Origin of the sequence: Veillonella sp. S13054-11 (assembly GCF_002959795.1) — a bacterium.
GTDB classification, from domain to species: Bacteria; Bacillota; Negativicutes; order Veillonellales; family Veillonellaceae; genus Veillonella; species Veillonella parvula_E.
This window is the reverse complement of sequence record NZ_PPCY01000002.1, coordinates 159,188-182,224: the sequence shown is the minus strand read 5'-3', so window position 1 is coordinate 182,224 and position 23,037 is coordinate 159,188. Positions and strand designations below refer to the sequence as shown.

Below are 23,037 nucleotides of genomic sequence, written 5' to 3'. Positions count from 1 at the left end.
ATATATGTACCGCTTTCAAGTGAATGGCACCCAATATGAGGTTCAAGAGGATCAACGTTTAATTGATTTCTTGCGAGCTGATTTAAAGTTGACGGGCACTAAAGAAGGTTGTAGTGCTGGTGCATGTGGTACGTGTACAGTAATTATAGACGGGAAAAAGGCAAAAGCTTGTGTTAGTAAATTATCCCAATTAGATGGCAAATCAATTGTAACGATTGAGGGATTAACTGATAGGGAAAAAGCTGTATACACCTATGCTTTTGGTGAATGCGGAGCGGTGCAGTGTGGTTTCTGTATACCAGGTATGATTATTAGTGCAAAAGTATTGATTGACGAAAATAATGACCCTACACCTGACGATGTTAAAAAGGCGATATTAGGTAATATTTGCCGTTGTACAGGCTATGTAAAAATTGAAGAGGGCATTATGTTAGCTGCAAAAATGTTCCGTGAGAACTTACCAGTTCCAGAAAAGGATACAAATGGTAATGTAGGCGCTCGTTTACACCGTGTAGATGCTGAGGAAAAAGCATTAGGTACTGGACAATATGCTGATGATATCTATATGGATGGCATGATTTATGCCAAAGCATTGCGTTCTAAATACCCACGAGCTAGAGTTGATCGTGTTGATGTATCTAAAGCTCTTGAACATCCAGCGTGTGTAACGGCATTGACCGCTAAGGATGTACCATTCAATAAGACTGGTCATTTAGTGCCGGATTGGGATGTACTTATCGCAGAAGGTGATATTACACGTTATGTAGGCGATGCAGTTGCACTTGTTGCAACTACAGAAAAGAAATATTTAGACGAAGTATTGGCTCTAGTTGAAGTTGATTATACTGAATTAGAACCCGTACTAGATCCATTGGAAGCACTAAAACCAGATGCTCCTCAGTTACATCCAGACGGAAATGTATTATCTCGTCAAACATTATCTCGTGGCGATGTAGATAAGGCTATTGCAGAGGCTGCTTTTGTAGTAACAAATCATTATTCCACGCCTCAAACCGACCATGCATTTATGGAACCAGAATGTGCCGTTGCATATCGTGAGGGAGACGAAATTCATCTGTATTCAGGTAGCCAAAATGTTTATGATGATCGGCGTGAAGTTGCTCGTATGCTTGGCATTCCAAATGAATCTGTAAAGGTTCATAGCATGCTCGTAGGTGGTGGCTTTGGTGGTAAAGAGGATATGACCGTACAGCATCATGCATCTCTCGTAGCTTGGCTTACAGGTAAACCAACTAAGGTTCTATTCTCTCGTCAAGAAAGTCTTAATATCCATACTAAACGTCATGCGATGGAAATGGATATTACAACAGCTTGTGATGCAGAAGGTAATCTGGTAGCAAGTAAGGTAAATATCGTTTCTAATTGTGGCGCGTATGCATCTTTAGGTGGTCCTGTACTTCAACGTGCTGGTACTCATTCTTGTGGCCCTTATCACTTTGATAATTTTGCCTTTGATGGTGTATGTGTTTATACAAATACTGTTCCTGGTGGTGCATTCCGTGGGTTTGGCGTAACACAAACTATCTTTGGTCAAGAGCAAAATATTGATGAATTAGCTGCGTTGGTAGGCATGGATCCTTGGGAATTCCGCTATAAAAATGTTGTACGCCCTGGTGACTCATTACCAAACGGCCAAATTTGTTCCAAAGAAACCGCTTTAGTAGAATGTTTGGAAGCTGTAAAAGATGCATATTATGCCTCTGATCGTACTGGTCTTGCGGTATGTTTGAAAAATAGTGGTATTGGTGTAGGACTACCTGATACGGGTCGTGTTATTTTAGAAGTACGTGATGGTAAAGTTCGTATTCGTACGGGTGCTGCTTGTATTGGTCAAGGCATGGCTACTATGGCAACACAAGTACTTTGTGAAACAACAGGCTTAACGGCGGATAAAGTATTTGTAGAACGTCCTGATACAGTACGCACACCAGATTCTGGTACAACTACTGCATCTCGCCAAACACTCTTTACCGGTGAAGCAACGCGCAAAGCAAGTCTTCGCTTAAAAGAAATGTTAAATACTAAAACATTAGAAGAACTGAATGGCGTAGAGATTTATGAAGAGTTCCTCGGTGAAACAGATCCATTTAATTCTGATAAATCGCATCCAAAAAATCACGTTGCCTATGGTTATGGTGCATGTGTAGCAACAATTGGTGAAGACAATAAGATTGCTAATTTACATGTAGCATACGATGTAGGTCGTGTAGTGAACCCTCAATCCTGTACGGGTCAGGCCGAAGGTGGCGCCATTATGGGAATGGGTTATGCAGTTACAGAAGACTTCCCTTATAAAGAAGGGTATGTAACATCTAAATACGGTACGCTAGGACTTCTTAGAGCTACCCAATGTCCTCCAATTCATGTAAGTCTTATCGAAAAAGGGACACCAGAACAATATGCATACGGAGCTAAAGGTATTGGCGAAATCTCTAGCATTCCGATTGCACCGGCTATTGCAAATGCGTATCGTCGTATCGACGGAGAACCACGTAGGTCCTTGCCGATTAAACATACAGGTTATAAAAAATAGAATATTTGCTTAATGGTAGGGGCTTTTGCCCCTAGCCATCAAGGTTCCCACGTGAAGTCGATGAGATTTCTAAACTCTATCATGTACGATAGTATGACTATATTGTTTAACTAGTAACTAAAACGTAAGATATGAGGTGATTCTTATGAGTAAAGGTGCATCTGGTGTCGACCATGTAGATGGTATGCTGCCAATCCCGCAGTTATTCGCTTATGGTTTACAGCACGTTCTGGCTATGTATGCTGGGGCAGTAGCTGTACCAATTATTATTGCACAAGCTATGCATTTGCCAATTGAAGATTTAATTCGTTTGATTACAGCTGACTTATTTACATGTGGTGTAGCTACATTGATTCAAACATTAGGATTCGGACCTGTTGGCGGGCGTATTCCTCTTATTCAAGGTGTTACATTTGCTTCTGTAGGCCCTATGATTATGATTGGTCAACAGCATGATATCAATACGATTTACGGTGCGATTATCGTAGCTGGTCTCTTTACATTCCTTGTGGCACCATTTTTCAGTCGTTTGATTCGGCTATTCCCACCTGTAGTAACAGGTACTATCATTACTATTATTGGTATCAACTTGATGCCAGTAGCTGTTAACTGGATGGGGGGTGGCGTAGGCAATAAAAACTTTGGCGATCCACTATACATAGCTCTTGGTGTAGCTACATTTGTTCTCGTTATATTAACTTATCGATTTGGTAAAGGTTTCCTTGGTAATTTGGCAATCTTAGTTGGCCTTATTCTTGGTACAGCCTTAGCTATGATTGTTGGTATTACAGATTTTTCAGAGGTAGGACGTTCTCAATGGATTTCTGTTGTAACACCATTCTATTTTGGTCTTCCAACCTTTGACTTTGCTTCTATTGTATCTATGATTATTGTAATGCTCGTAGTTATGGTAGAAACAACTGGTGATAGTATTGCGGTAGGTGAAATTGTAGATAAACCTATTGGTCAAAATGAATTGGCTGCGGTACTTCGCGCGGATGGCTTGTCTACTATTATTGGTGGTATCCTTAATAGTTTTCCGTATACAGCATTTGCTCAAAACGTAGGTCTTATTGCTGTAACACGTGTTAAGAGTCGTTTCGTTGTAGCAGCATCTGGTGTAATTTTAATTTTATTAGGCCTTTTCCCTAAATTAGCCGCTATCGTAGCTTGTATTCCAAATGCTGTACTAGGGGGCGCAGGGATTGCTATGTTCGGCATGATTATCGCCAGTGGGATTCGTTCTCTTGGTAAAGTTAGTTTCGATGGTAACTATAACCTGATGCTAGTTGCCATTAGTATTGGGGTATCCATGATTCCTCTTGCAGCACCTCAATTCTATACACACTTTCCAGCATGGGCTCAAATTCTTTTGAAATCTGGTATCACAGCTGGTAGTATAGTAGCTGTTATTTTAAATGTAATGTTTAATGGTTTTGGTTATAAAACTGTTAACGAACCTAATCGTGCGACTCGTAAATATCGCCACTTCACACGATTCAAAGGTTATCCTAAACATTTCTACCAATAAGATATAGTTAGACGAGTTTACTCTCATGCGATTATATGTATTGTCTCTCACAGTAGAAACCTTGTTAGTATAGGTAAAACATCAATATATATGTTTTTGTTTGTTAAAAAGATCTCACTCTGATTTGGAGTGAGGTCTTTTTTTATGGAATCGTATACTACTTTGGTATATAATTAAATAATATTATTGCAAAGGAGACGCATTATGAAAGACGAGCGATTTATAGTTACATATAGAATAGAAGCGAGTACATATGAAGAAGCAAAATCAATTGCTTGGGCTGTTCAAGTGGAGCAAACTATAGAATTTCCTTATGAGTTTGTAACGGATACATACATTAAAGAAACTATTACTGGTCGACTAGAATCTCTTGAACCTATAGTAGAAGACTCTCCTTATATCAATGTAGGTGTGATGCTAAATGCTGTAATTGACACCTCTCGTTACTATTTGGCTCGTATTTCATATCACGTAGATACCACGGCCTTAGAGGCTACACAATTTTTAAATGTTGTCTTTGGTAATTCTTCGTTACAGCCACACATTTGGGTAGTAGATATTGAACTATGTCCAACACTTTACGATGTGTTTAAGGGACCACGATTTGGCTTACAAGGAATTCGTCGATTAGTGGAAACCCCGACGCGTCCAATGATTCAAGCCGTTGTAAAGCCGATGGGCACACCGAATGTAGAATTGGCTCGTATGTGTGGCGCTTACACACGTGGTGGTGCAGATGTCATAAAGGATGATCATGGTATTTCTAATCAGTCCTTCTCTCAATATAAAGATCGTGTAAAACGATGTGCTGCTATGGTACAGGAAATGAATGCTGTACATGGTACACATACTTTATATGCTGCAAACGTATCAGGTGATGGTACAGATGTGTTAGAACGCGCTTATTTTGCCAAAGAGGCTGGTGCTACAGCTCTCATGGTGGCCTCAGGTCTCGTTGGTTTCGGTTGGTTACACAAATTAGCTACTGATGAAAACTTACGATTGCCCATTATTCATCATCCAGCTTATTCTGGTGGATTTGTAAGCCCTGGTGTATCTGGAGTAGCTGACTATTTACAACTAGGTTTATTACCTCGTATCTTTGGGGCTGATATGCCAATTTTCGTATCTTATGGTGGACGCTTTACTTTTACAGAGGAACAATGCAAGAGAATTTCCTCTTACATTAAACGACCAATGGGCTTGATGAAAGCAGCTTGCCCGGCACCGGGTGGTGGTGTTACAGATGCTCGTCTTAATGAACTCGTTGAGCTGTACGGAAATGATACTATGTTCCTCGTTGGCGGTGACATGTTCCGTCGAGGACCAGATATTGAGGCTAATATGTCGTACTTTGTAGAGCGTTTGACTAAATTATCTGAAAGAACGTAATAATAGCTTGAATTTAAATGAGTTAATACAATGTTTAACTAAATAACTAAGCTATTGACTTTTACAGAAATAATAGATTTATGATTAAGTATATGGAGTGTTTTGATGAGTGAATCATCACCGTTGGAGGTCCATGTCCTTGCCAGTGGTAGCAAGGGCAATTGTACAGTAATAAAAAAAGGGAACTCTGTCATATTGCATGATGTAGGCATTAGTTGCCGGCGCATTGTCAATGGGTTAAAAGAATTGCATATAGACATGGCTCAGGTGGAGGGCATATTCGTCAGTCATGAACATAGTGATCATATTGCGGGACTACAACAATTACTAAAACGATTTGATCTTCCTGTGTATACGAAGCAGGGCACATGGCGTGAAATTCAAGATAAGTTAATCGTACCGAAGAATCGATTGATTGAGCTTACAAAGGGCAGTTTAACGTTGGGCGGTCTCACCGTAGAGCCGTTTTCGGTAAGTCATGATGCGGCTGATCCAATTGGAATAAATGTGTTTACTGGGAACGATAAGGCAACTGTTGTTACTGATACAGGTGTGATTTCAGATGATATTTTACGCAGGCTTGATGATACGACGCTGTTAGTGCTAGAGGCAAATTATGATCCGCATATGTTGCGTTTCGGACCCTATCAGCCGTTTTTAAAACAACGTGTGGCTAGTGATGAAGGTCATTTGAGTAATGAAATGGCTGCACAAGCTCTACTCATGATGAAGCGTCCTAATTTTATGCAAGTTATATTGGCTCATCGATCTGAAAATAATAATAACGCTGTCCTTGTTACTCAAACTATTGGTAAAATGCTTGTGGATGGTGGTGTTCGTATTGGACCTGAAATGAAGCTGCAACATGGTCAACCTAATGAAATCGTGTCCATCCAATCTGTGAAGAGGTAAAAATGAGATTTTATATAGTCTGTATTGGTAAATTAAAAGATGCTTATTTACGTGAGGGTGTAGCAGAGTTTGTGAAACGTATGCGTCCCTATGGTGGTATTACAATTACAGAGTTGAATGAAAGTAAAATTGGAGATAAGCCGAGTGATGCGGATCGCAAACAAGTTGTTGCCGAAGAAGGAGACCGTTTATTAAAAGCGGTTCCTAAAAATGCTTATACCGTATTACTTGATGTGTATGGCAAAACGATGTCCTCTGAAGAACTCGCTAAGACGGTATCTAAACTTGAGGTGGATGGTGTGAGCGATATGGCCTTTATTATTGGCGGTGCCTTTGGGGTGAGTGATACATTACGTCAGACTGCAAATTATAAATTATCTTTTAGCCCTATGACTTTTACTCATCAAATGGTTCGATTGCTACTTGTAGAACAAATTTATCGAGCATCAAAAATCAATCGCAATGAACCTTATCATTGGTAGAAGTCGTAGACCTAAAAATTATTTGTATAATACTTTCAGAAAAAAGGAGTTTTATTATACTGTGGCGAATAGTATAATAAAGCAAGATGTATTTATAAGGAGGAATTCACTATGAAAATCCAAGAAGTAATGAATAAATACCCTGTTACTGTTGGCAAAGATGCGCCGATTTCTGATGTAGCTGATTTATTGGTTAAATATAATTTAACAGCTGTGTCCGTAGTGGATGATGATAATAAGCTGTTAGGTATTATCTCTGAAGGTGATTTACTTTATAAAAAAGTACGTCCTCATGTGCCTCATTATGTTAATGTATTAGGCGCTAGCATCTATTACAATGGCATCGGTGAATACAATGCTCAATTTAAAAAATTATTGGCATCTCACGTTCATGAGTTGATGACTGATGAAGTAATTACAACCACACCGGATAAAGATGTAGAAGAAATTGTATCTGTTATGCTTGATCAACATTTGAAAAATGTGCCAGTTGTAGATAAAGAGTACCGTTTGATTGGAATTTTGTCTCGTCGGGACATTATCAAATTGATTGCTAAAGATAACTAATTAGCATAATTATGTAAAATATGTAAAGACCACCCGTTTTGGGGTGGTCTTTTAGTGTATATTGAGAAGAATTGCATTGACCTTGCATTTATGTTATTATTAGGAGTGCATAATATACTACAGAAATTTGGGCATATTGCCCTTCGAGGAGGACATATTTTAAATGAAAGCAACTGTAAATCCTGTTGATCAACACGTAGTAACGTTAACTATTGAAGTACCTGCAGCAGAAGTAGATAAGGGCATTAAACAAGCTGTAAAACGCATTGCAGGTCAAGTGAACATCCCTGGCTTCCGCAAAGGACATGCGCCTCGCCGTATTTTGGAAATGAACTTCGGTAAAGAAGCTATCTTGGAAGAAGCGTTTGAAGTATTGGCTAGCCAAAACTATAGTGCTGCACTTCGTGAAAATGATATCGTGCCTGTATCTGAACCTGAAATCGAACGCGAACAATTCGAAGAAGGCAAAGATTTGATTTTCAAAGCTACTGTAACTAAACGCCCTGAAGTTAAACTTGGCGATTACAAAGGTTTAGAAGCAGAAAAACAAGATGCTACAGTATCTGATGAACAAATCGAAGAACAGTTGAACAATATTCGTGAACAACAAGCAAAAATGGTTGTTGCTGAAGAAGGCGCTACAATTCAAAAAGATGACTTCGCAGTAATCGACTTTGCTGGTTCCGTTGATGGTAAACCTTTTGATGGTGGTGAAGGTAAATCCTACCCATTACAGATCGGTTCTGGTAGCTTCATTCCTGGCTTCGAAGATCAATTGATTGGCGCTAAAGCTGGTGATGATGTAACTGTAAAAGTAACATTCCCTGAAGACTACTTCGTAGCAGAACTTGCTGGTAAAGAAGCAGAATTCAAAACTCATATTCATGATATTAAACGTAAAGAATTGCCTGAATTAAATGATGAATTCGCAAAAGAAGCAAGCTCTTACGAAACTATTGAAGAATTGAAAAAAGATCTTCGCACTAAAATGGAAGAAGAAGCTTCCCGTCGTGCAATCGATACTTACAATGCGGACTTGATTCAAACAGCTGTTAAAAATGCAACTGTAGAAATCCCAGAAGTAATGATTAAAGATCGCGTAGAACAAATGATTCAAGAATTGGCTATGAATATGGAAGGCCGTGGCTTGAAACTTGATGACTACTTGAAATTCTCCAATAAAACTATCGAAGATTTACGCTCTGAATACAAAGATTCCGCAGCTGAAAACGTACGTGCTGATTTAGTATTGGATGCTATTGCAACTGCTGAAGGTATCGAAGTAACTCCAGATGATATGAACCGTGAAATCTTCATTATGGCTCAAAACTTTGGGGCAGATCCTAAAGAAGTTTGGGATATTATTGCAAAAGAAGGTCGTGTAGCTATGTTGGCAGGCTCTGTAGCTCGCAAAAAAGCAGCTCGATTCATTATTGATAATGCAAAAGGCGCTGAATCTGCAGAATAATAGTTTGCTCAACTAGGTACATGAAAAGGTGATTACATGTATGTACCAATCGTAGTTGAACAAGGTGAACGCGGAGAGCGTTCCTATGATATTTACTCTCGCTTGTTAAAGGATCGCATTATTTTCCTTGGTGGGCCCATCGATGATAATGTGGCAAATGCGGTTATTGCGCAAATGTTATTCTTGGAAGCAGAGGATCCTGATAAGGATATCCATTTGTATATCAATAGCCCTGGCGGTGTTGTAACCGCAGGTATGGCTATTTATGATACAATGCAATATATCAAACCAGATGTGTCTACTATTTGTGTAGGCTCTGCGGCGAGCATGGGTGCTGTACTTTTAACAGCTGGCACTAAAGGTAAACGCTATGCGTTGCCTCATGCACGCATTATGATTCACCAACCATTAGGTGGTGTGCAAGGACAAGCATCTGAAATTGAAATCCATGCCCGTGAGATTCTTCGCATGCGTGAAGAGTTAAATGGTATCTTAGCTTCTCGCAGTGGACAAGATATTGAAGTAGTAGCTCGCGATACAGATCGCGATAACTTCATGAGTGCTCAGGATGCCGTTGAATACGGCTTAATCGATGAGGTACTCACAAGAGAACCTGTAGAAAGCAAGTAATGGAGGCGCCCCTTGGCAAAAGATAAAGATACTATGCGCTGCAGTTTTTGTGGACGCACAAGCGAAGAAGTCCGCAAATTAGTGGCGGGTCCTAACGTGTATATTTGTGACGAATGCGTTGAAGTTTGTGAACGCATCATTGCAGATGAGTTGGGTGCGGTTGAGACGGACGACTTCAATTTAAAAGAATTGCCAACGCCTAGAGAAATTAAAGCTCATCTTGACGAATATGTCATTGGTCAAGATGATGCTAAAATCTCTTTAGCTGTGGCCGTATATAATCACTACAAACGCTTACAAACAGATAATGTAGTAGATGATGTAGAATTACAAAAGGCTAATGTATTGTTCATTGGTCCTACTGGTAGTGGTAAAACACTATTGGCTCAAACCTTAGCGAAAATGCTAGAAGTACCATTTGCTATTGCAGATGCTACAAGCTTAACTGAAGCTGGGTATGTGGGGGAAGATGTAGAAAACATCTTACTTAAAATTATTCAAGCTGCAGATTATGATATAGCTCGGGCAGAACGGGGCATTATCTATATCGATGAAATCGATAAAATTGCTCGTAAGTCCGAAAATCCTTCTATTACACGTGATGTGTCTGGTGAAGGTGTACAACAAGCATTGCTTAAAATCTTAGAAGGTACCGTTGCTTCTGTTCCTCCTCAAGGTGGTAGAAAACATCCTAATCAAGAAATGCTTCAAATCGACACTACAAATATTCTCTTTATTTGTGGTGGTGCATTTGATGGTATGGACAAGGTTATTACTAAGCGTACCGCTAAGAAAACACTTGGTTTTGGTGCAGATGTACAGCGTAAAGAAGAACGTAATGTATCGGCTATCTTAAAAGATGTTGTACCTGAAGATTTATTAAAATTTGGTTTGATCCCTGAGTTTATTGGACGTTTGCCTGTAATGGTGACATTAGATCAATTAGACAGAGATGCATTAATTCAAATTTTGACAAAGCCTAAAAATGCATTAACAAAACAATATGAAAAAATTCTATCCCTTGATGGTGTAGAGTTAACTTTCACTGAAGATGCATTAGAAGAAATCGCTGATGAAGCATTACAGCGAAAAACAGGTGCTCGTGGTTTGCGTGCTATCATTGAAAAGGTGATGAAACGCGTAATGTTTGAGGTTCCTTCCATGCCGGAAGTAACTAAGTGCATTGTGAATCGTGAATCCGTATTAAGCACAGGTGAACCTATACTCAAAAATGAGGCAGACCAAGACATCCAGTTGAAATCGTAATTCGAAGAAACTCATTTCTGTGTAGGAATGAGTTTCTTTTTATAATATATATACCTGGAGGAAGTATGAATTTACTCGAAGTTGGGATCCCTACCGTACCTCTCAGAGGCATGGTAGTATACCCGAATATCGTGATTCACCTCGATATCGGTCGAGACAAATCCATTAAGGCGGTGGAAGCCGCAATGAATGAGGACCGCATTTTAGCCGTCGTAACTCAAAAAGATGATGCTGTAGATGCACCAACAGTTCATGATTTAGCCCAAATGGGTACATTAGTAAAAATTAAACAAATGTTGCGCTTACCAGGTGGTATAGTACGTGTTCTTGTAGAGGGCATCACTCGTATTCGTCTTATGAATATTACTAGCATGGACCCTTATTATATAGGAGACTATGAACGAGTGGCGTCTGAATTTGAAGACGATGTAGAGCTTGAAGCTTATCGTCGTTTGGTTCAAGCTAAATTTGGCGAATGGGCAGAAGAAGCTAAATCAGTTACTGATGAAGGTGTAACGCGCGTTATGGAATTACGCAATCCTTGTGAATTAGCTGACCAAGTTGCATTTCTATTGCCTATTAATAATTTGAAACGTCAAGAGTTACTTGAAGAATTATCTGTGGCTCGTCGTCTTAACATGATTGTAGGCATTTTAAATATGGAATTACAAATCTCTGATTTGGAAAATTCCATCAATAATCAAGTGCGTCAATCTATGGAAAAAGCGCAGAAGGAATATTTCTTGCGCGAAAAAATCCGCGTTATCCACGATGAGTTGGGGGATAAAGGGGATCCCGAGGAGGAGGCAGAAGAACTACGAGTTAAGTTAAAAGCACTTAACCTAAGTGAAGACGTACATACGCGTATTGATAAAGAAATTTCTCGTTACAGCCGCATGCCTCAATTGATGCCGGAAGCAACAATTTTGCGCAATTACCTAGATTGGGTATTGGCATTACCGTGGAACGAATTAACGGAAGATCGTTTAGATATTAAGGGCGCTCATGCTATGCTCGAGGCCGATCATTATGGCCTTGAAAAGGTTAAGAAACGCATTTTAGAATTTTTAGCGGTTCGTAAATTAACCGGTAAAAATAGTGGCTCTATTCTTTGTTTAGTAGGCCCACCAGGCGTTGGTAAAACCTCTTTGGCTACCTCTATTGCTAAAGCAATGAATCGTAAGTTTATCCGTGCATCCTTAGGTGGTGTTCGTGATGAAGCTGAAATTCGTGGACATCGACGTACTTATATTGGTGCTTTACCTGGTCGTATGATTCAGGGGTTAAAAAATGTAGGTACTAAGAATCCTGTATTTTTATTGGATGAAATTGATAAATTAGCATCTGATTATAAAGGTGATCCATCCTCAGCGTTATTAGAGGTATTGGATCCAGAACAAAATAGCACATTTAGTGATCACTTTATCGAAGTACCGTTCGACTTCTCTGAAGTTTTCTGGATTACTACGGCTAACGTAGCATCTAATATTCCTGGTCCATTGTTAGATCGTATGGAAATTATTGAGTTGTCCAGCTATATGGAAGAAGAAAAACTAGAAATTGCTAAGCGTTACTTAACACCTAAGCAAATTAAGAAAAATGGCCTTGAAGATTACAAGGTTAAATTATCTGATGCTGTGTTAAGAAAGGTAATTTCCGAATATACTCGCGAAGCAGGTGTTCGTACTTTAGAGAAAACAATTGCTAAGATTTGCCGTAAGATTGCTTTCAAAGTAGTTGAAGAAGGCGGAGACGCACCAAAAGTCACTACTAAGAATCTTCACGAATTCTTAGGCGCACCAATCTTTGTTGACCAAGAGCGAGAAAAGAAAGCACAAGTTGGCTATGTAAATGGATTAGCTTGGACATCTGTTGGTGGTGTAGTATTACCATGTGAAGCTACAACTATGAATGGTACCGGTAAATTGGCTTTAACTGGTAGTCTCGGCAAGGTTATGCAAGAGTCTGGTCAAGCGGCTATGAGTTATATTCGCCATAATGCAAAAGCTTTAAAGATTGAAGAAGATTTTTATAAAAAGCTTGATATTCACGTTCACTTGCCAGAAGGGGCAACCCCTAAAGATGGTCCTTCAGCAGGTATTACAATGACATTAGCTATGGTATCTATTTTGACTAACCGCAAGGTTCGTTCTGATATTGCCATGACTGGTGAAATCACATTGCGTGGCCGCGTATTACCAATAGGCGGCTTAAAAGAAAAATTATTAGCAGCCTTGTCTCATGGTATAAAAGAGGTATTGATTCCAAAAGGCAATGAAAAGGATATTGCAGAATTACCTGACATTGTGAAAGAAGGCCTCATCATTACGCCAGTTAAGACAATGGATGAAGTATTAGCAAAGGCACTTGTGTAATGCAAAAGAAGAAAAAATCCACTAAACCAATGGGCCCAAAACCACAATATACACGAAAAGAACCAAAGGGGCCTCGTATTATAGCTGCAAAATATAATACTTCCTGTGTAAAGGCGGATCAATATCCTGAAGGGGATACCGTAGAAATCGCTTTCCTTGGACGCTCTAATGTGGGCAAGTCTTCGTTGATTAATTCTTTATGTAACTATCGTGGGTTAGCCCTCGTTAGTGGTCAGCCAGGTAAGACTAAGACGATAAACTACTTTGATATTGAATCAAAAGAGGATATTTCTGAAACCGAGGAACGCAGATATAACTGGTTTCTCGTTGACCTTCCTGGTTATGGTTTTGCAAAGACAAATAAAGGAAACCGCAATCTGTGGTCTTCCTTTATTGCCGATTATATTTTACATTCTGAACGATTGATGTTGTTGTGTTTACTTATCGATGGTCGCCATCCTGAAATGGCCATTGATAAGGTGGCCTTTGATTGGCTCGTCGAAGCCGGTGTTCCGTTACAAATTGTAGTGACCAAGGCCGATAAATTGACGGCTAAAGAAAAGTCTGCAAACTTGTCTATTATTAAAGAGCTATATCCAACGGCTACCCCGCCGATTTTGTACAGCTCTTTAAAGCATACTGGACGTGAGCTTTTACAACAACGAATCAATAAAATTTTGGTAGGAGATGAAGCATGAGTCAAACGAACGAATTAGAGATTATGGAACGCATTGCTCTAGATTTAGAGCGTGTCGAAGAGTCTCTTGCATCATCTTTTAATACCGGTGCAGAGGACTTCAATGCACTGATTCGACCGTTATCAGCAGCAGGTGGTAAGCGTTTGCGCGCTCAATTGTGTTTATTGATTGCTAATGCAGGTACATCTATAGAGCGTCAACGCATTAAAATTGCTGAGGCTGTTGAAATGCTTCATTTAGCAACACTTATCCATGACGATGTTTTAGATCAAGCTGAAATTCGCCGTGGGGAGGATACAATTCACATGCATAAAGGCAATAAGGTAGCTATCCTTAGTGGTGATTATTTATTTGCCAAAGCATTTAAAATCGTATCTGAAATGACGAATATGAAGTATCTTCAAGTATTCTCTCATATTATTACATGCCTCGTAGAAGGTGAGTTCATGCAAATGGAAGATGTATATCGCATCGATCAAGGCATAGAGCGTTATATGACAAAGACGCAAAAGAAAACAGCAGACTTCATGGAAGGCTGTATGGAGCTTGGTGGTCTCTTAGGAGATTGGCAAGAGGATGAAATCATAGAATTGAAAAAATATGGTCATGCATTAGGCATGGCATTCCAAATTACAGACGATATTATGGATTATCGTGAAACAGCGGAAACAACGGGAAAGCCTGTAGGGAATGATCTTCGAGAGGGACTATTGACGTATCCGTTATTAAGCATCGTTAACGATGGTAATAAAGATAAATTGCTTGAAGAGATTAAAGGCTTAAATAATGGTGGTAATGAGCAAGACATTATTGATTATGTTATTGCTCAAGGTGGAATTGATAATACATTAGCTGTAGCTGATAAATATTGTAAAGATGCTCTAGCGGCACTCGCTGCAGTGCGTGATTTCCCAGGGAAGGAATTTCTTGTGATGGCTGTAGAAAATCTGGCTGATAGAAAGGTATAATATGGAACCATTCGAACCAAAATCGGATTTCGAATATCCCATGCAAAAACCTTCTTTTGATAGTGTAGTTCGTCAAAAACGGCGTGAAGCAGAACAAAAGTCTGAGCAAGAACGATATAAAGTGGCAACTCAACACATTTCTGAGGATGTGGAAGATGAACCAGTTTATACGGCTATAGAGCAGAAGATGATGGATGAAGCAAGGGAATTGTCCCTTGTAGGACATCTTTCAGAGCTGCGAAAACGATTGATTATAATAGCTGTAGCGGTTATTGTGGGAACTTGTATTTCTTATTATTATGTAGACTTATTATTGGAAATACTCCTAAAACCGGCTGGCAAGCTCTATTATATGAGACCTACTGAAGCATTTTTTACATATATGAAGGTGTCTGTTGTAGGTGGCTTAGTCATAGCCGCTCCCATTATATTGCATCAGATTTGGCTATTTGTTAAGCCTGCACTAACTGTGCGAGAAAAGCAGCTATCTAACTGGATCTTACCAGTAGCAATTGGTCTATTCGGGATAGGTATTGTATTTTCTTATTTTCTCGTATTGCCTGCAGCAGTGAAGTTCTTTATGGGCTTTGCTACAGATGAATTACAGCCGATGTTTTCTATTGGTCAGTATATGGACTTTGTATTATCCTTTGTACTGCCCTTTGGATTTATCTTTGAGTTGCCGTTGATCTTAATTATTTTGGGATATTTCAACTTAATTACATCACGCTTTTTAAAAACGAAGCGAAAGATATTTATTCTTATATCCTTTATCATAGGTGCTGTCATTTCACCTACACCGGATATGTTCTCGCAAACGATGATTGCATTACCTATGATATTGCTATATGAAACAAGCCTATTTGTATTGGCTAAAATTATGAAGCGCTAAGGAGTCTTTTAGGAGGAACGATGAAAACCTACGAAAATTTAACCACATATAATCCTGGTGAAATAGAAGGCAAATGGTATTCTTATTGGGAAAATCAAGGATACTTTCACGAAGAAGTAGACACGAATAAAGAGCCATTTAGTATCGTATTACCACCTCCTAATGTAACTGGTATGTTGCATATGGGGCATGCCCTTGATAACACATTACAAGACATCCTCATCCGTTTCAAACGCATGCAAGGCTACAATGTATTGTGGATGCCAGGTACAGACCACGCTGGTATTGCTACACAAATCAAAGTAGAAGAGATGCTTGCTAAAGAAGAAGGAAAATCTCGCTATGATTTGGGCCGTGAAAAATTCGTAGAGCGCGTGTGGGAATGGAAAAAAGAATATGGTGATACTATTGTAAAACAAATCCGTAGCCTTGGCGCATCCTGTGATTGGAACCGTGAGCGATTTACTTTGGATGAAGGGTATTACCATGCAGTGCGCGAAGTATTTGTAAGCCTTTATGAAAAAGGTTTGATCTATCGCGGTGAACGCATCATCAACTGGTGTCCTCGTTGTGCCACTGCGTTATCTGATGTTGAAGTTGAGCATGAAGACGAACATGGCCATTTATGGCATATTAAATATCCTGTAAAAGGTGAAGATAATCGTTTTGTTGTTGTTGCTACAACTCGTCCAGAAACAATGTTTGGTGACGTAGCAGTAGCAGTAAATCCTGATGATGATCGTTATAAAGATCTCATTGGTAAAACATTGATCTTGCCATTTGTTAATCGAGAAATTCCTGTAATTGCCGATGACTATGTAGATGCTAGCTTCGGTACAGGCTGTGTAAAAATTACACCTGCTCATGACCCTAATGACTTTGAAATGGGCCAACGTCATAATTTGGAATCCATCGTTGTTATGAACAATGATGCAACAATGAATGAAGGTGCTGGCAAATTTAATGGCTTACCTCGTGAAGAAGCGCGTAAACAAGTATTAGCAGAACTTAAAGAATTAGGCCTACTTGAAAAAATTGATGATCATGACCATGCAGTAGGTCATTGCTCCCGTTGTAATACAATCATCGAACCAATGGTATCTAAACAATGGTTCGTAGATATGAAACCATTGGCAGAGCCAGCTCTTAAGGTTGTTAAAGACCACGAAGTAGAGTTCGTTCCTGAACGTTTTACAAAAACATATGTGAATTGGCTTGAAAATATCCGCGATTGGACTATTTCTCGTCAATTGTGGTGGGGCCATCGTATTCCTGCATGGTATTGTGATGACTGTGGTGAAACGATCGTTAGCCGTGAAGATATTACAGAATGTCCTCATTGCCACGGTCATGTTACACAAGATCCAGATGTTCTTGATACATGGTTTAGCTCTGGTTTATGGCCATTTGCTACAATGGGTTGGCCTAAGCAAACTCCAGAACTTAAACAATGGTATCCAACAAGTGTGCTTGTAACTGGTTACGATATCATCTTCTTCTGGGTTGCTCGTATGATCTTTATGGCTCTTGAGTTTGAACATGAAATTCCATTTAAACATGTATTTATTCATGGTCTTGTTCGCGATAGCCAGGGCCGTAAAATGAGTAAATCTTTGGGCAATGGTATTAATCCGCTTGAAGTTATCGACCAATATGGTGCTGATGCATTGCGCTTTACTCTTGTAACTGGCAACACACCTGGTAACGATATGCGTTTCTATATGGAACGTGTTGAGGCTAACCGTAACTTTGCCAATAAGATTTGGAATGCATCAAAATTTGTATTGATGAACCTTACAAATTATGATGAAAGTTTCGTTCCAACAGCAGATGATTTGACATTAGCAGACCAATGGATTGTTCAAAAATACAATGAAACAGTACAAAGCGTAACATCTAATCTCGATAAATTCGAACTTGGTGAAGCGGCAAGTTCCGTATATGATTTCATTTGGAATACGTACTGCGATTGGTACATTGAATTAGCGAAACCTCGTTTGTATAGTGAAAGCAACGAACGTGATCGTCGTACAGTTCAATATTTACTTGTAACAATCTTACGTCATATGCTCGAATTATTACATCCATTCATGCCGTTCGTAACTGAACATATTTGGCAACATTTGCCACACGAAGGGGACAGCATCGTTGTTACTAAATGGCCTGGAGCATTGAAATTCGATAATCTTGAAGGGGCAGCACGTCAAATGGAAGTTATGATGGATGCTATCAAAGGTATTCGTAACATGCGTGCTGAAATGAATGTGCCTTTAGGTAAAAAAGCTGAGGTTATCGTAGCGCCAACAGATGAAGCATTAGCTAAAACTGTAGCAGAACATAGTGACTACTTCGTAACATTGGCTTGGGCTGAGAAAGTAACAATTCTTAGTATCGATGATCCAAAACCAGAAAATGCAACTGTAACCGTTGTCAATGGTATGGAAGTATATCTCTTACTTAAAGACTTGATTGACGGTGAAAAAGAAAGAGAGCGTATTGCAAAGGAAAAAATCCAAATGGAAAAAGAAATTTCTCGTTTGGAAGGTAAATTGTCTAACCAAGGCTTCTTAGCAAAAGCTCCTGAAGCTGTAGTAGCAAAAGAAAAAGAAAAGTTAGAAGAATATAAACAAAAACAACAAGCGTTATTGGAACGTGAAGCGTTCCTTGAAACCTTATAATAGGAGGTTTATATGACATATCAGGAGGCCTTAGCCTATTTGGAGCAGGCATCTTCATTTGGTATTAAACCTGGTCTTGAACGAATTACGGCTCTTATGGATGTGTTAGGGAATCCACAAGAAGATTATAAAATTGTTCATGTTACAGGTACAAATGGTAAGGGCTCGGTTACCTCATATATTTCCTACGCACTGTTTACAAGTGGATTACGGGTGGGGCGATTTACATCGCCTCACCTTCAATCCTATACGGAGCGTATTCAAATTAATGATGGAAATATAACAGAGGAAGCCTTTGGAAAATTAATTAGTCGCGTAAAGGTTGCAGTAGATACTATTATTAGTAATGGAATAGAAGCGCCAACACAATTTGAAATATTAACAGCTGCTGCATTTTTATTCTTTAAGGAGCAAGGTGTCGACTATGCTGTAGTAGAAGTTGGTTTAGGTGGCTTACTAGATTCTACTAATATCGTGACTCCAAAAGTATCTGTTATTACTAATGTAACAATAGATCATCAAGCATATTGTGGTGATACTGTCGAGGAAATTGCACGCCATAAAGCGGGGATTATCAAATCTAAAGTGCCTGTAGTGACAGCTGCACAAGATACACCTCTTAATGTTATTGAGGACGTAGCTAAAAAACAACATGCTAAGCTTTATGTTTTTAATAAAGATTTTGGTATCGATAGCCGCAGCGCTGTAACGGGTGGCCAAATGATTACGGTTAGTTCTAACGATGCTGCACCTGCTATGCTGTTTACGACGATGGCTGGCATTCACCAATCTGTAAATCTCGCTTGTGCATTGATGGCTGTACGCCTGTTGATGAAAGAGGATACGAACATCAGTGAAGAAACAATGCGTGAAGGATTTGCTCGCACTACGTGGGCGGGGCGCTTTGAAGTTAAACGAGGCTTAGATCGTACCTTTATATTTGACGGTGCTCACAATGCGGCCGGGGCTGAGTCTTTTGCCATGACGTACAATGAACTATTTAAGGACACACCGAAAACGGTGGTAATGGCTATCCTTAAAGATAAAGATCAAGAGGCTATTATTCGTGAAGTGGTTAAATCTGGCGACACAGTCCTCGCTGTACCTGCACCAACAGATAGAACAGAGGTACCTGAAAACTTGGTTGAAATGATTCGTCGTACTGTACCTAAGGTGACGGCTCAAACTGCAGAATCTGTTGAGGCTGCATTAGCATTGGCATACAAACATACAAAGACTGGTGATATCATTGCTGTATGTGGTTCTTTATATATTCTAGGGGATGCTCGTCAGTGGTTTTTCCATGAGATGAGCCATTGAGGTGAGAATATGGAACTCTCACTCATTCCTAATCAGAAACGACTTACCTTTTATATTGAACGATTAATCTATGGTGTTGTCATTGCGATGCCACTTCAGCCAATGGTGGGAGATGTACTTCTCTGGTTGGCTATAGGTCTAGCATTATATGATTTGATTTCTAGTAAATCATTGAGTTTGCCGACAGGTTATTTATCTTGGACTGTTATGATCTTTGTTATCTGGACAGGTATATCGTCGTTAATGTCCCCAAACTGGGATTGGTCTATTCAGAGCTGGTTCTACCAAATTGTAGCGGGTGGGGGCATGTACTATTTAGTTCGTACCTATATCCGAACACCTAAACAGTGGAACTATTTTCTTCGTGCTTTTTTAGGTACAGCCGTTCTTGTATGCATTATTGGGGCCTATCAGTATATATTTGTTCCCAATATACATATAAAAGAATGGGTTGATGCAGCACAATTCCCTAAATTGATGCGTCGAATGGCGTCTACATTGCAAAATCCTAACTTGTTAGGGGCTTATCTATTGATGGTACTAAGTGTATGTATTAGCTATATTCTTGTTTATATGAAAGAGAATCGTACTCGTGAAGTTGTTACAATGCTGATTATTGGTGTTGTATTATTTTTAACGATGTTATTAACCTATTCGCGTGGTATTTGGATTAGTTTTGCGGCCATGATTCTGTATTGGGCTATTTTCGTAGAACGAAGACTATTCTTATCCTTGTTAGTGGTACCGTTAATTCTATACTTCTATGAAGGGGAAGTTGCTTCGCGACTTTGGTCTATATTCCAAGGTCATGATACGTCATCAGATCTTCGCTGGGCTCTATGGGACAGCACAATGTATATCGTACGAGAAAATTCAATCTTTGGTATTGGGTGGAATACATTTTACTTAGTTTATCCAGAGTATAACTATTACATTCAAGGTCCTAATGTGTTGATGTATCATGCCCATAATTTATATTTAAATATATTGGCTGAAACAGGTATTCCTGGCTTGCTATCATTCCTAGCAGTTATCGTCGGTCATGTTATTACATCTGTTCGTTTGAAAGGGGATATGTTCCGACAAGCTGCACAGATAGGTATAGGTGCTTTAGCTATCGGAGTTCTTTTTAGTGGATTGTCTGATTTTGAGCTCTATAGCCATCAAGTTACTATTGTTTTTTGGCAACTCCTTGGTTGGGTTGGGGCCTTTGTGAAAGTACAACTTTCCACAAAGAAATATATGTAAAAGGTATATTTTGTATAATCAGTAAGTTTTATGGTAGCGATACAATTTCATAGTATGGTATAATTTATACATACCTTAGCAGGGTAAGCTTAAGTATATTTAACCGGTTTTCTAATGTTAGAATAATTGAACATTATTGCTTGCATTTGAAAACCGGTTTTTTGTATATCTATATTTTTATAGGAGGTGTAGCGGTCAGTTTTTGTATATATTATTTTTTTATTATATTGATAAGGCTCTATATGTTGTATTGAGATAGTTCGATATATATATAAAACAACAATATATACTATTAAATTGATAATTCCTGTGAGTTATATCGGTGTGAATAAAACTTATGTGAAAATGTAAAAACCTATGCGTTTTGGTCATAATGCACAGTCGGAGTGTGATAAAAAATACATTTTAGTCATATAAGTTGACAATACATTGGATGTGGACTACGATGAAGTCGGTTTAAGGAACGTATTAGACCAAAGAGATTCAATTGTCGTTTAACAATGTTACTCTTAAAGGAGATGGTTATGGTGATAGACATCAAAGACCGCGTAAAAAATGTGGACCTGCAAGGTAAAATTGTCACTGCTTATGATGCAGCTCAGTTGATTAACCCTAATGATAAAGTTGGTATTTCCGGCTTTACACCATCGGGTTATGCAAAAGTTGTGCCATTGGCATTGGCAGAACGAATGGAAAAAGAACCATTCAAAATCGATTTGTGGACAGGTGCTTCCGTAGGTGATGAAGCTGATGGTGCGTTAACTCGTGCTAATGGTATTAATCGCCGCTTTCCATATCAAACCAATAAAGATATGAGAAAGGCTTTAAATAGTGGAGATGTTAAATACATCGATATGCATTTAAGCACAATGGCACAAAATATTCGTTATGGATTTTTCGGAGATTTAGATGTAGCAATAATTGAAGTATGTCAAATCAACGAAGATGGTTCTTTAGTACCGACTACCTCTGTTGGTAATTCTCCAACATTTGTTAGTCAAGCTAAAAAGGTTATCGTAGAGGTAAATGTATCTCAACCATTATCCTTAGTTGGTATGCATGATATCTATGAACCGTTAGATCCGCCACATCGTAAACCAATTCCGTTGGAACAGGCCGGCGATCGCATCGGTACAGAAGCAATACCTTGTGATCCTAGCAAAATTATTGCTGTGGTTCCAAGTGATGTACCTGATACAACAAGACCTTTAGCTGCTATTGATGATGATGCAAAGGCAATGAGTCAACATCTTATCAAATTCTTTGAACAAGAAATTGCAGAAGGTCGTTTGCCTAAAAATTTGCTTCCATTGCAATCCGGCGTAGGTTCTGTAGCAAATGCGGTAATTAGTGGCTTGGCTCAAGGGCCTTTCACAGATTTATCTATTTATACAGAAGTAATTCAAGACGGTATGTTTGACTTGATCGATGCTGGTAAAGTAACTGTATGTTCCGGTACTGCATTGAGTCCTTCTCCAGATGGATTGAAACGTTTCTATGCGAATATTGATGAATATCGTAAAAAAATTATTCTTCGTCCGCAAGAAATCTCCAATAACCCTGGTATTGCTCGTCGTATTGGTGTCATTGCCATGAATACCGCTATCGAATTTGATATTTTTGGCAATGTAAACTCTACTCATATTATGGGTAGCAAAATGATGAATGGTGTTGGTGGTTCTGGTGACTTTGCACGTAGTGCATATCTCACTATCTTCTGTACCAATTCCGTTGCTAAAAATGGCGACATCAGTTCTATCGTTCCATATGTATCCCATGTGGATCATCCAGAACATGACACTATGATTTTCTGTACAGAACAAGGTGTTGCTGACTGTCGTGGTTTGAGCCCAGTGGAAAGAGCTCGTTTGATTATTGAAAAATGTGCTCACCCAGACTACAAACCTATGTTAACTGAATACCTAGAAAAAGCATTAGCTGCAACAAAGAATGCCCATACACCAATGTTGCTTGATGAAGCTCTTTCTTGGCATAAACGCTTCACAGAAACTGGAAGCATGAAAAAATAACCTGTTTTTTTAGGAGGATGATGAAA

General features: G+C 39.1%; 17 protein-coding genes. All 17 read left to right on the top strand.

Annotated features, from left to right (window positions below):
* The first annotated feature begins 4 nt into the window (after positions 1 to 4).
* The 17 genes from xdh to VPHSUH08_RS02795 all read left to right on the top strand — a co-directional run bounded on the left by xdh (position 5) and on the right by VPHSUH08_RS02795 (position 23,011).
* A complete protein-coding gene (gene xdh / locus VPHSUH08_RS02875; RefSeq protein ID WP_105086673.1) occupies positions 5 to 2,554 on the top strand; it encodes a selenium-dependent xanthine dehydrogenase in 2,550 nt (849 codons plus the stop codon).
* 145 nt (positions 2,555 to 2,699) lie between these two features.
* Positions 2,700 to 4,085, top strand: coding sequence for a nucleobase:cation symporter-2 family protein (locus VPHSUH08_RS02870; RefSeq protein ID WP_004698561.1), 1,386 nt, complete (start codon positions 2,700 to 2,702; stop codon positions 4,083 to 4,085).
* A gap of 204 nt (positions 4,086 to 4,289) precedes the next feature.
* Positions 4,290 to 5,477: a RuBisCO large subunit C-terminal-like domain-containing protein gene (locus tag VPHSUH08_RS02865; RefSeq protein ID WP_105086672.1), complete on the top strand. Its 1,188-nt coding sequence runs from the start codon at positions 4,290 to 4,292 to the stop codon at positions 5,475 to 5,477.
* Between the two features lie 105 nt (positions 5,478 to 5,582).
* Positions 5,583 to 6,389 (top strand): MBL fold metallo-hydrolase, encoded by an 807-nt coding sequence (locus VPHSUH08_RS02860; RefSeq protein ID WP_105086671.1) that lies wholly within the window; start codon positions 5,583 to 5,585, stop codon positions 6,387 to 6,389.
* A 2-nt stretch (positions 6,390 to 6,391) separates the two neighbouring features.
* Complete coding sequence (gene rlmH, locus VPHSUH08_RS02855; protein ID WP_004698704.1) at positions 6,392 to 6,871, top strand: 23S rRNA (pseudouridine(1915)-N(3))-methyltransferase RlmH; 480 nt, start codon at positions 6,392 to 6,394, stop codon at positions 6,869 to 6,871.
* A 111-nt stretch (positions 6,872 to 6,982) separates the two neighbouring features.
* Entirely contained in the window at positions 6,983 to 7,438 is a 456-nt protein-coding gene (locus VPHSUH08_RS02850) for a CBS domain-containing protein (RefSeq protein ID WP_004696521.1), read from the top strand.
* Between the two features lie 163 nt (positions 7,439 to 7,601).
* A complete protein-coding gene (gene tig, locus VPHSUH08_RS02845) occupies positions 7,602 to 8,906 on the top strand; it encodes a trigger factor (RefSeq protein ID WP_105086670.1) in 1,305 nt (434 codons plus the stop codon).
* Positions 8,907 to 8,942: 36 nt separating this feature from the next.
* Positions 8,943 to 9,536: an ATP-dependent Clp endopeptidase proteolytic subunit ClpP gene (clpP, locus tag VPHSUH08_RS02840; RefSeq protein ID WP_004696517.1), complete on the top strand. Its 594-nt coding sequence runs from the start codon at positions 8,943 to 8,945 to the stop codon at positions 9,534 to 9,536.
* Between the two features lie 12 nt (positions 9,537 to 9,548).
* A complete protein-coding gene (clpX, locus tag VPHSUH08_RS02835; RefSeq protein ID WP_008601448.1) occupies positions 9,549 to 10,802 on the top strand; it encodes an ATP-dependent protease ATP-binding subunit ClpX in 1,254 nt (417 codons plus the stop codon).
* A 65-nt stretch (positions 10,803 to 10,867) separates the two neighbouring features.
* Entirely contained in the window at positions 10,868 to 13,177 is a 2,310-nt protein-coding gene (gene lon / locus VPHSUH08_RS02830; protein WP_004696511.1) for an endopeptidase La, read from the top strand.
* Positions 13,177 to 13,875: a ribosome biogenesis GTP-binding protein YihA/YsxC gene (yihA, locus tag VPHSUH08_RS02825; protein ID WP_024062006.1), complete on the top strand. Its 699-nt coding sequence runs from the start codon at positions 13,177 to 13,179 to the stop codon at positions 13,873 to 13,875. The genes lon and yihA overlap by 1 nt, the downstream gene beginning before the upstream one ends.
* Positions 13,872 to 14,843, top strand: a complete 972-nt coding sequence (locus tag VPHSUH08_RS02820) for a polyprenyl synthetase family protein (RefSeq protein WP_021148372.1) — start codon at positions 13,872 to 13,874, stop codon at positions 14,841 to 14,843. Before yihA ends, VPHSUH08_RS02820 begins: the two co-directional genes overlap by 4 nt.
* 1 nt (position 14,844) lies before the next feature.
* Positions 14,845 to 15,735 (top strand): twin-arginine translocase subunit TatC, encoded by an 891-nt coding sequence (gene tatC / locus VPHSUH08_RS02815; protein WP_021148371.1) that lies wholly within the window; start codon positions 14,845 to 14,847, stop codon positions 15,733 to 15,735.
* 20 nt (positions 15,736 to 15,755) lie between these two features.
* Positions 15,756 to 18,413: a valine--tRNA ligase gene (locus VPHSUH08_RS02810; protein ID WP_008714302.1), complete on the top strand. Its 2,658-nt coding sequence runs from the start codon at positions 15,756 to 15,758 to the stop codon at positions 18,411 to 18,413.
* Between the two features lie 12 nt (positions 18,414 to 18,425).
* Positions 18,426 to 19,733 carry a folylpolyglutamate synthase/dihydrofolate synthase family protein gene (locus VPHSUH08_RS02805; RefSeq protein ID WP_105086669.1) on the top strand — a complete coding sequence of 436 codons (1,308 nt, stop codon included), beginning with the start codon at positions 18,426 to 18,428 and terminating at the stop codon, positions 19,731 to 19,733.
* Between the two features lie 9 nt (positions 19,734 to 19,742).
* A complete protein-coding gene (locus VPHSUH08_RS02800; protein WP_105086668.1) occupies positions 19,743 to 20,981 on the top strand; it encodes an O-antigen ligase in 1,239 nt (412 codons plus the stop codon).
* 524 nt (positions 20,982 to 21,505) lie between these two features.
* On the top strand, positions 21,506 to 23,011 hold the full coding sequence (locus VPHSUH08_RS02795; RefSeq protein ID WP_004696497.1) for an acetyl-CoA hydrolase/transferase family protein: 1,506 nt from the start codon (positions 21,506 to 21,508) through the stop codon (positions 23,009 to 23,011).
* The last annotated feature ends 26 nt before the right edge of the window (positions 23,012 to 23,037 follow it).

Excerpts from the sequence above, each read along its gene's own strand:
- VPHSUH08_RS02800 (WP_105086668.1), top strand. The coding sequence starts at position 19,743 with ATGGAACTCTCACTCATTCCTAATCAGAAACGACTTACCTTTTATATT.
- yihA (WP_024062006.1), top strand. The coding sequence starts at position 13,177 with ATGCAAAAGAAGAAAAAATCCACTAAACCAATGGGCCCAAAACCACAA.
- lon (WP_004696511.1), top strand. The coding sequence starts at position 10,868 with ATGAATTTACTCGAAGTTGGGATCCCTACCGTACCTCTCAGAGGCATG.
- VPHSUH08_RS02850 (WP_004696521.1), top strand. The coding sequence starts at position 6,983 with ATGAAAATCCAAGAAGTAATGAATAAATACCCTGTTACTGTTGGCAAA.
- VPHSUH08_RS02805 (WP_105086669.1), top strand. The coding sequence starts at position 18,426 with ATGACATATCAGGAGGCCTTAGCCTATTTGGAGCAGGCATCTTCATTT.
- tig (WP_105086670.1), top strand. The coding sequence starts at position 7,602 with ATGAAAGCAACTGTAAATCCTGTTGATCAACACGTAGTAACGTTAACT.
- rlmH (WP_004698704.1), top strand. The coding sequence starts at position 6,392 with ATGAGATTTTATATAGTCTGTATTGGTAAATTAAAAGATGCTTATTTA.
- tatC (WP_021148371.1), top strand. The coding sequence starts at position 14,845 with ATGGAACCATTCGAACCAAAATCGGATTTCGAATATCCCATGCAAAAA.
- VPHSUH08_RS02810 (WP_008714302.1), top strand. The coding sequence starts at position 15,756 with ATGAAAACCTACGAAAATTTAACCACATATAATCCTGGTGAAATAGAA.
- xdh (WP_105086673.1), top strand. The coding sequence starts at position 5 with ATGTACCGCTTTCAAGTGAATGGCACCCAATATGAGGTTCAAGAGGAT.
- VPHSUH08_RS02860 (WP_105086671.1), top strand. The coding sequence starts at position 5,583 with ATGAGTGAATCATCACCGTTGGAGGTCCATGTCCTTGCCAGTGGTAGC.
- clpP (WP_004696517.1), top strand. The coding sequence starts at position 8,943 with ATGTATGTACCAATCGTAGTTGAACAAGGTGAACGCGGAGAGCGTTCC.
- VPHSUH08_RS02795 (WP_004696497.1), top strand. The coding sequence starts at position 21,506 with ATGGTGATAGACATCAAAGACCGCGTAAAAAATGTGGACCTGCAAGGT.
- VPHSUH08_RS02865 (WP_105086672.1), top strand. The coding sequence starts at position 4,290 with ATGAAAGACGAGCGATTTATAGTTACATATAGAATAGAAGCGAGTACA.
- VPHSUH08_RS02820 (WP_021148372.1), top strand. The coding sequence starts at position 13,872 with ATGAGTCAAACGAACGAATTAGAGATTATGGAACGCATTGCTCTAGAT.
- VPHSUH08_RS02870 (WP_004698561.1), top strand. The coding sequence starts at position 2,700 with ATGAGTAAAGGTGCATCTGGTGTCGACCATGTAGATGGTATGCTGCCA.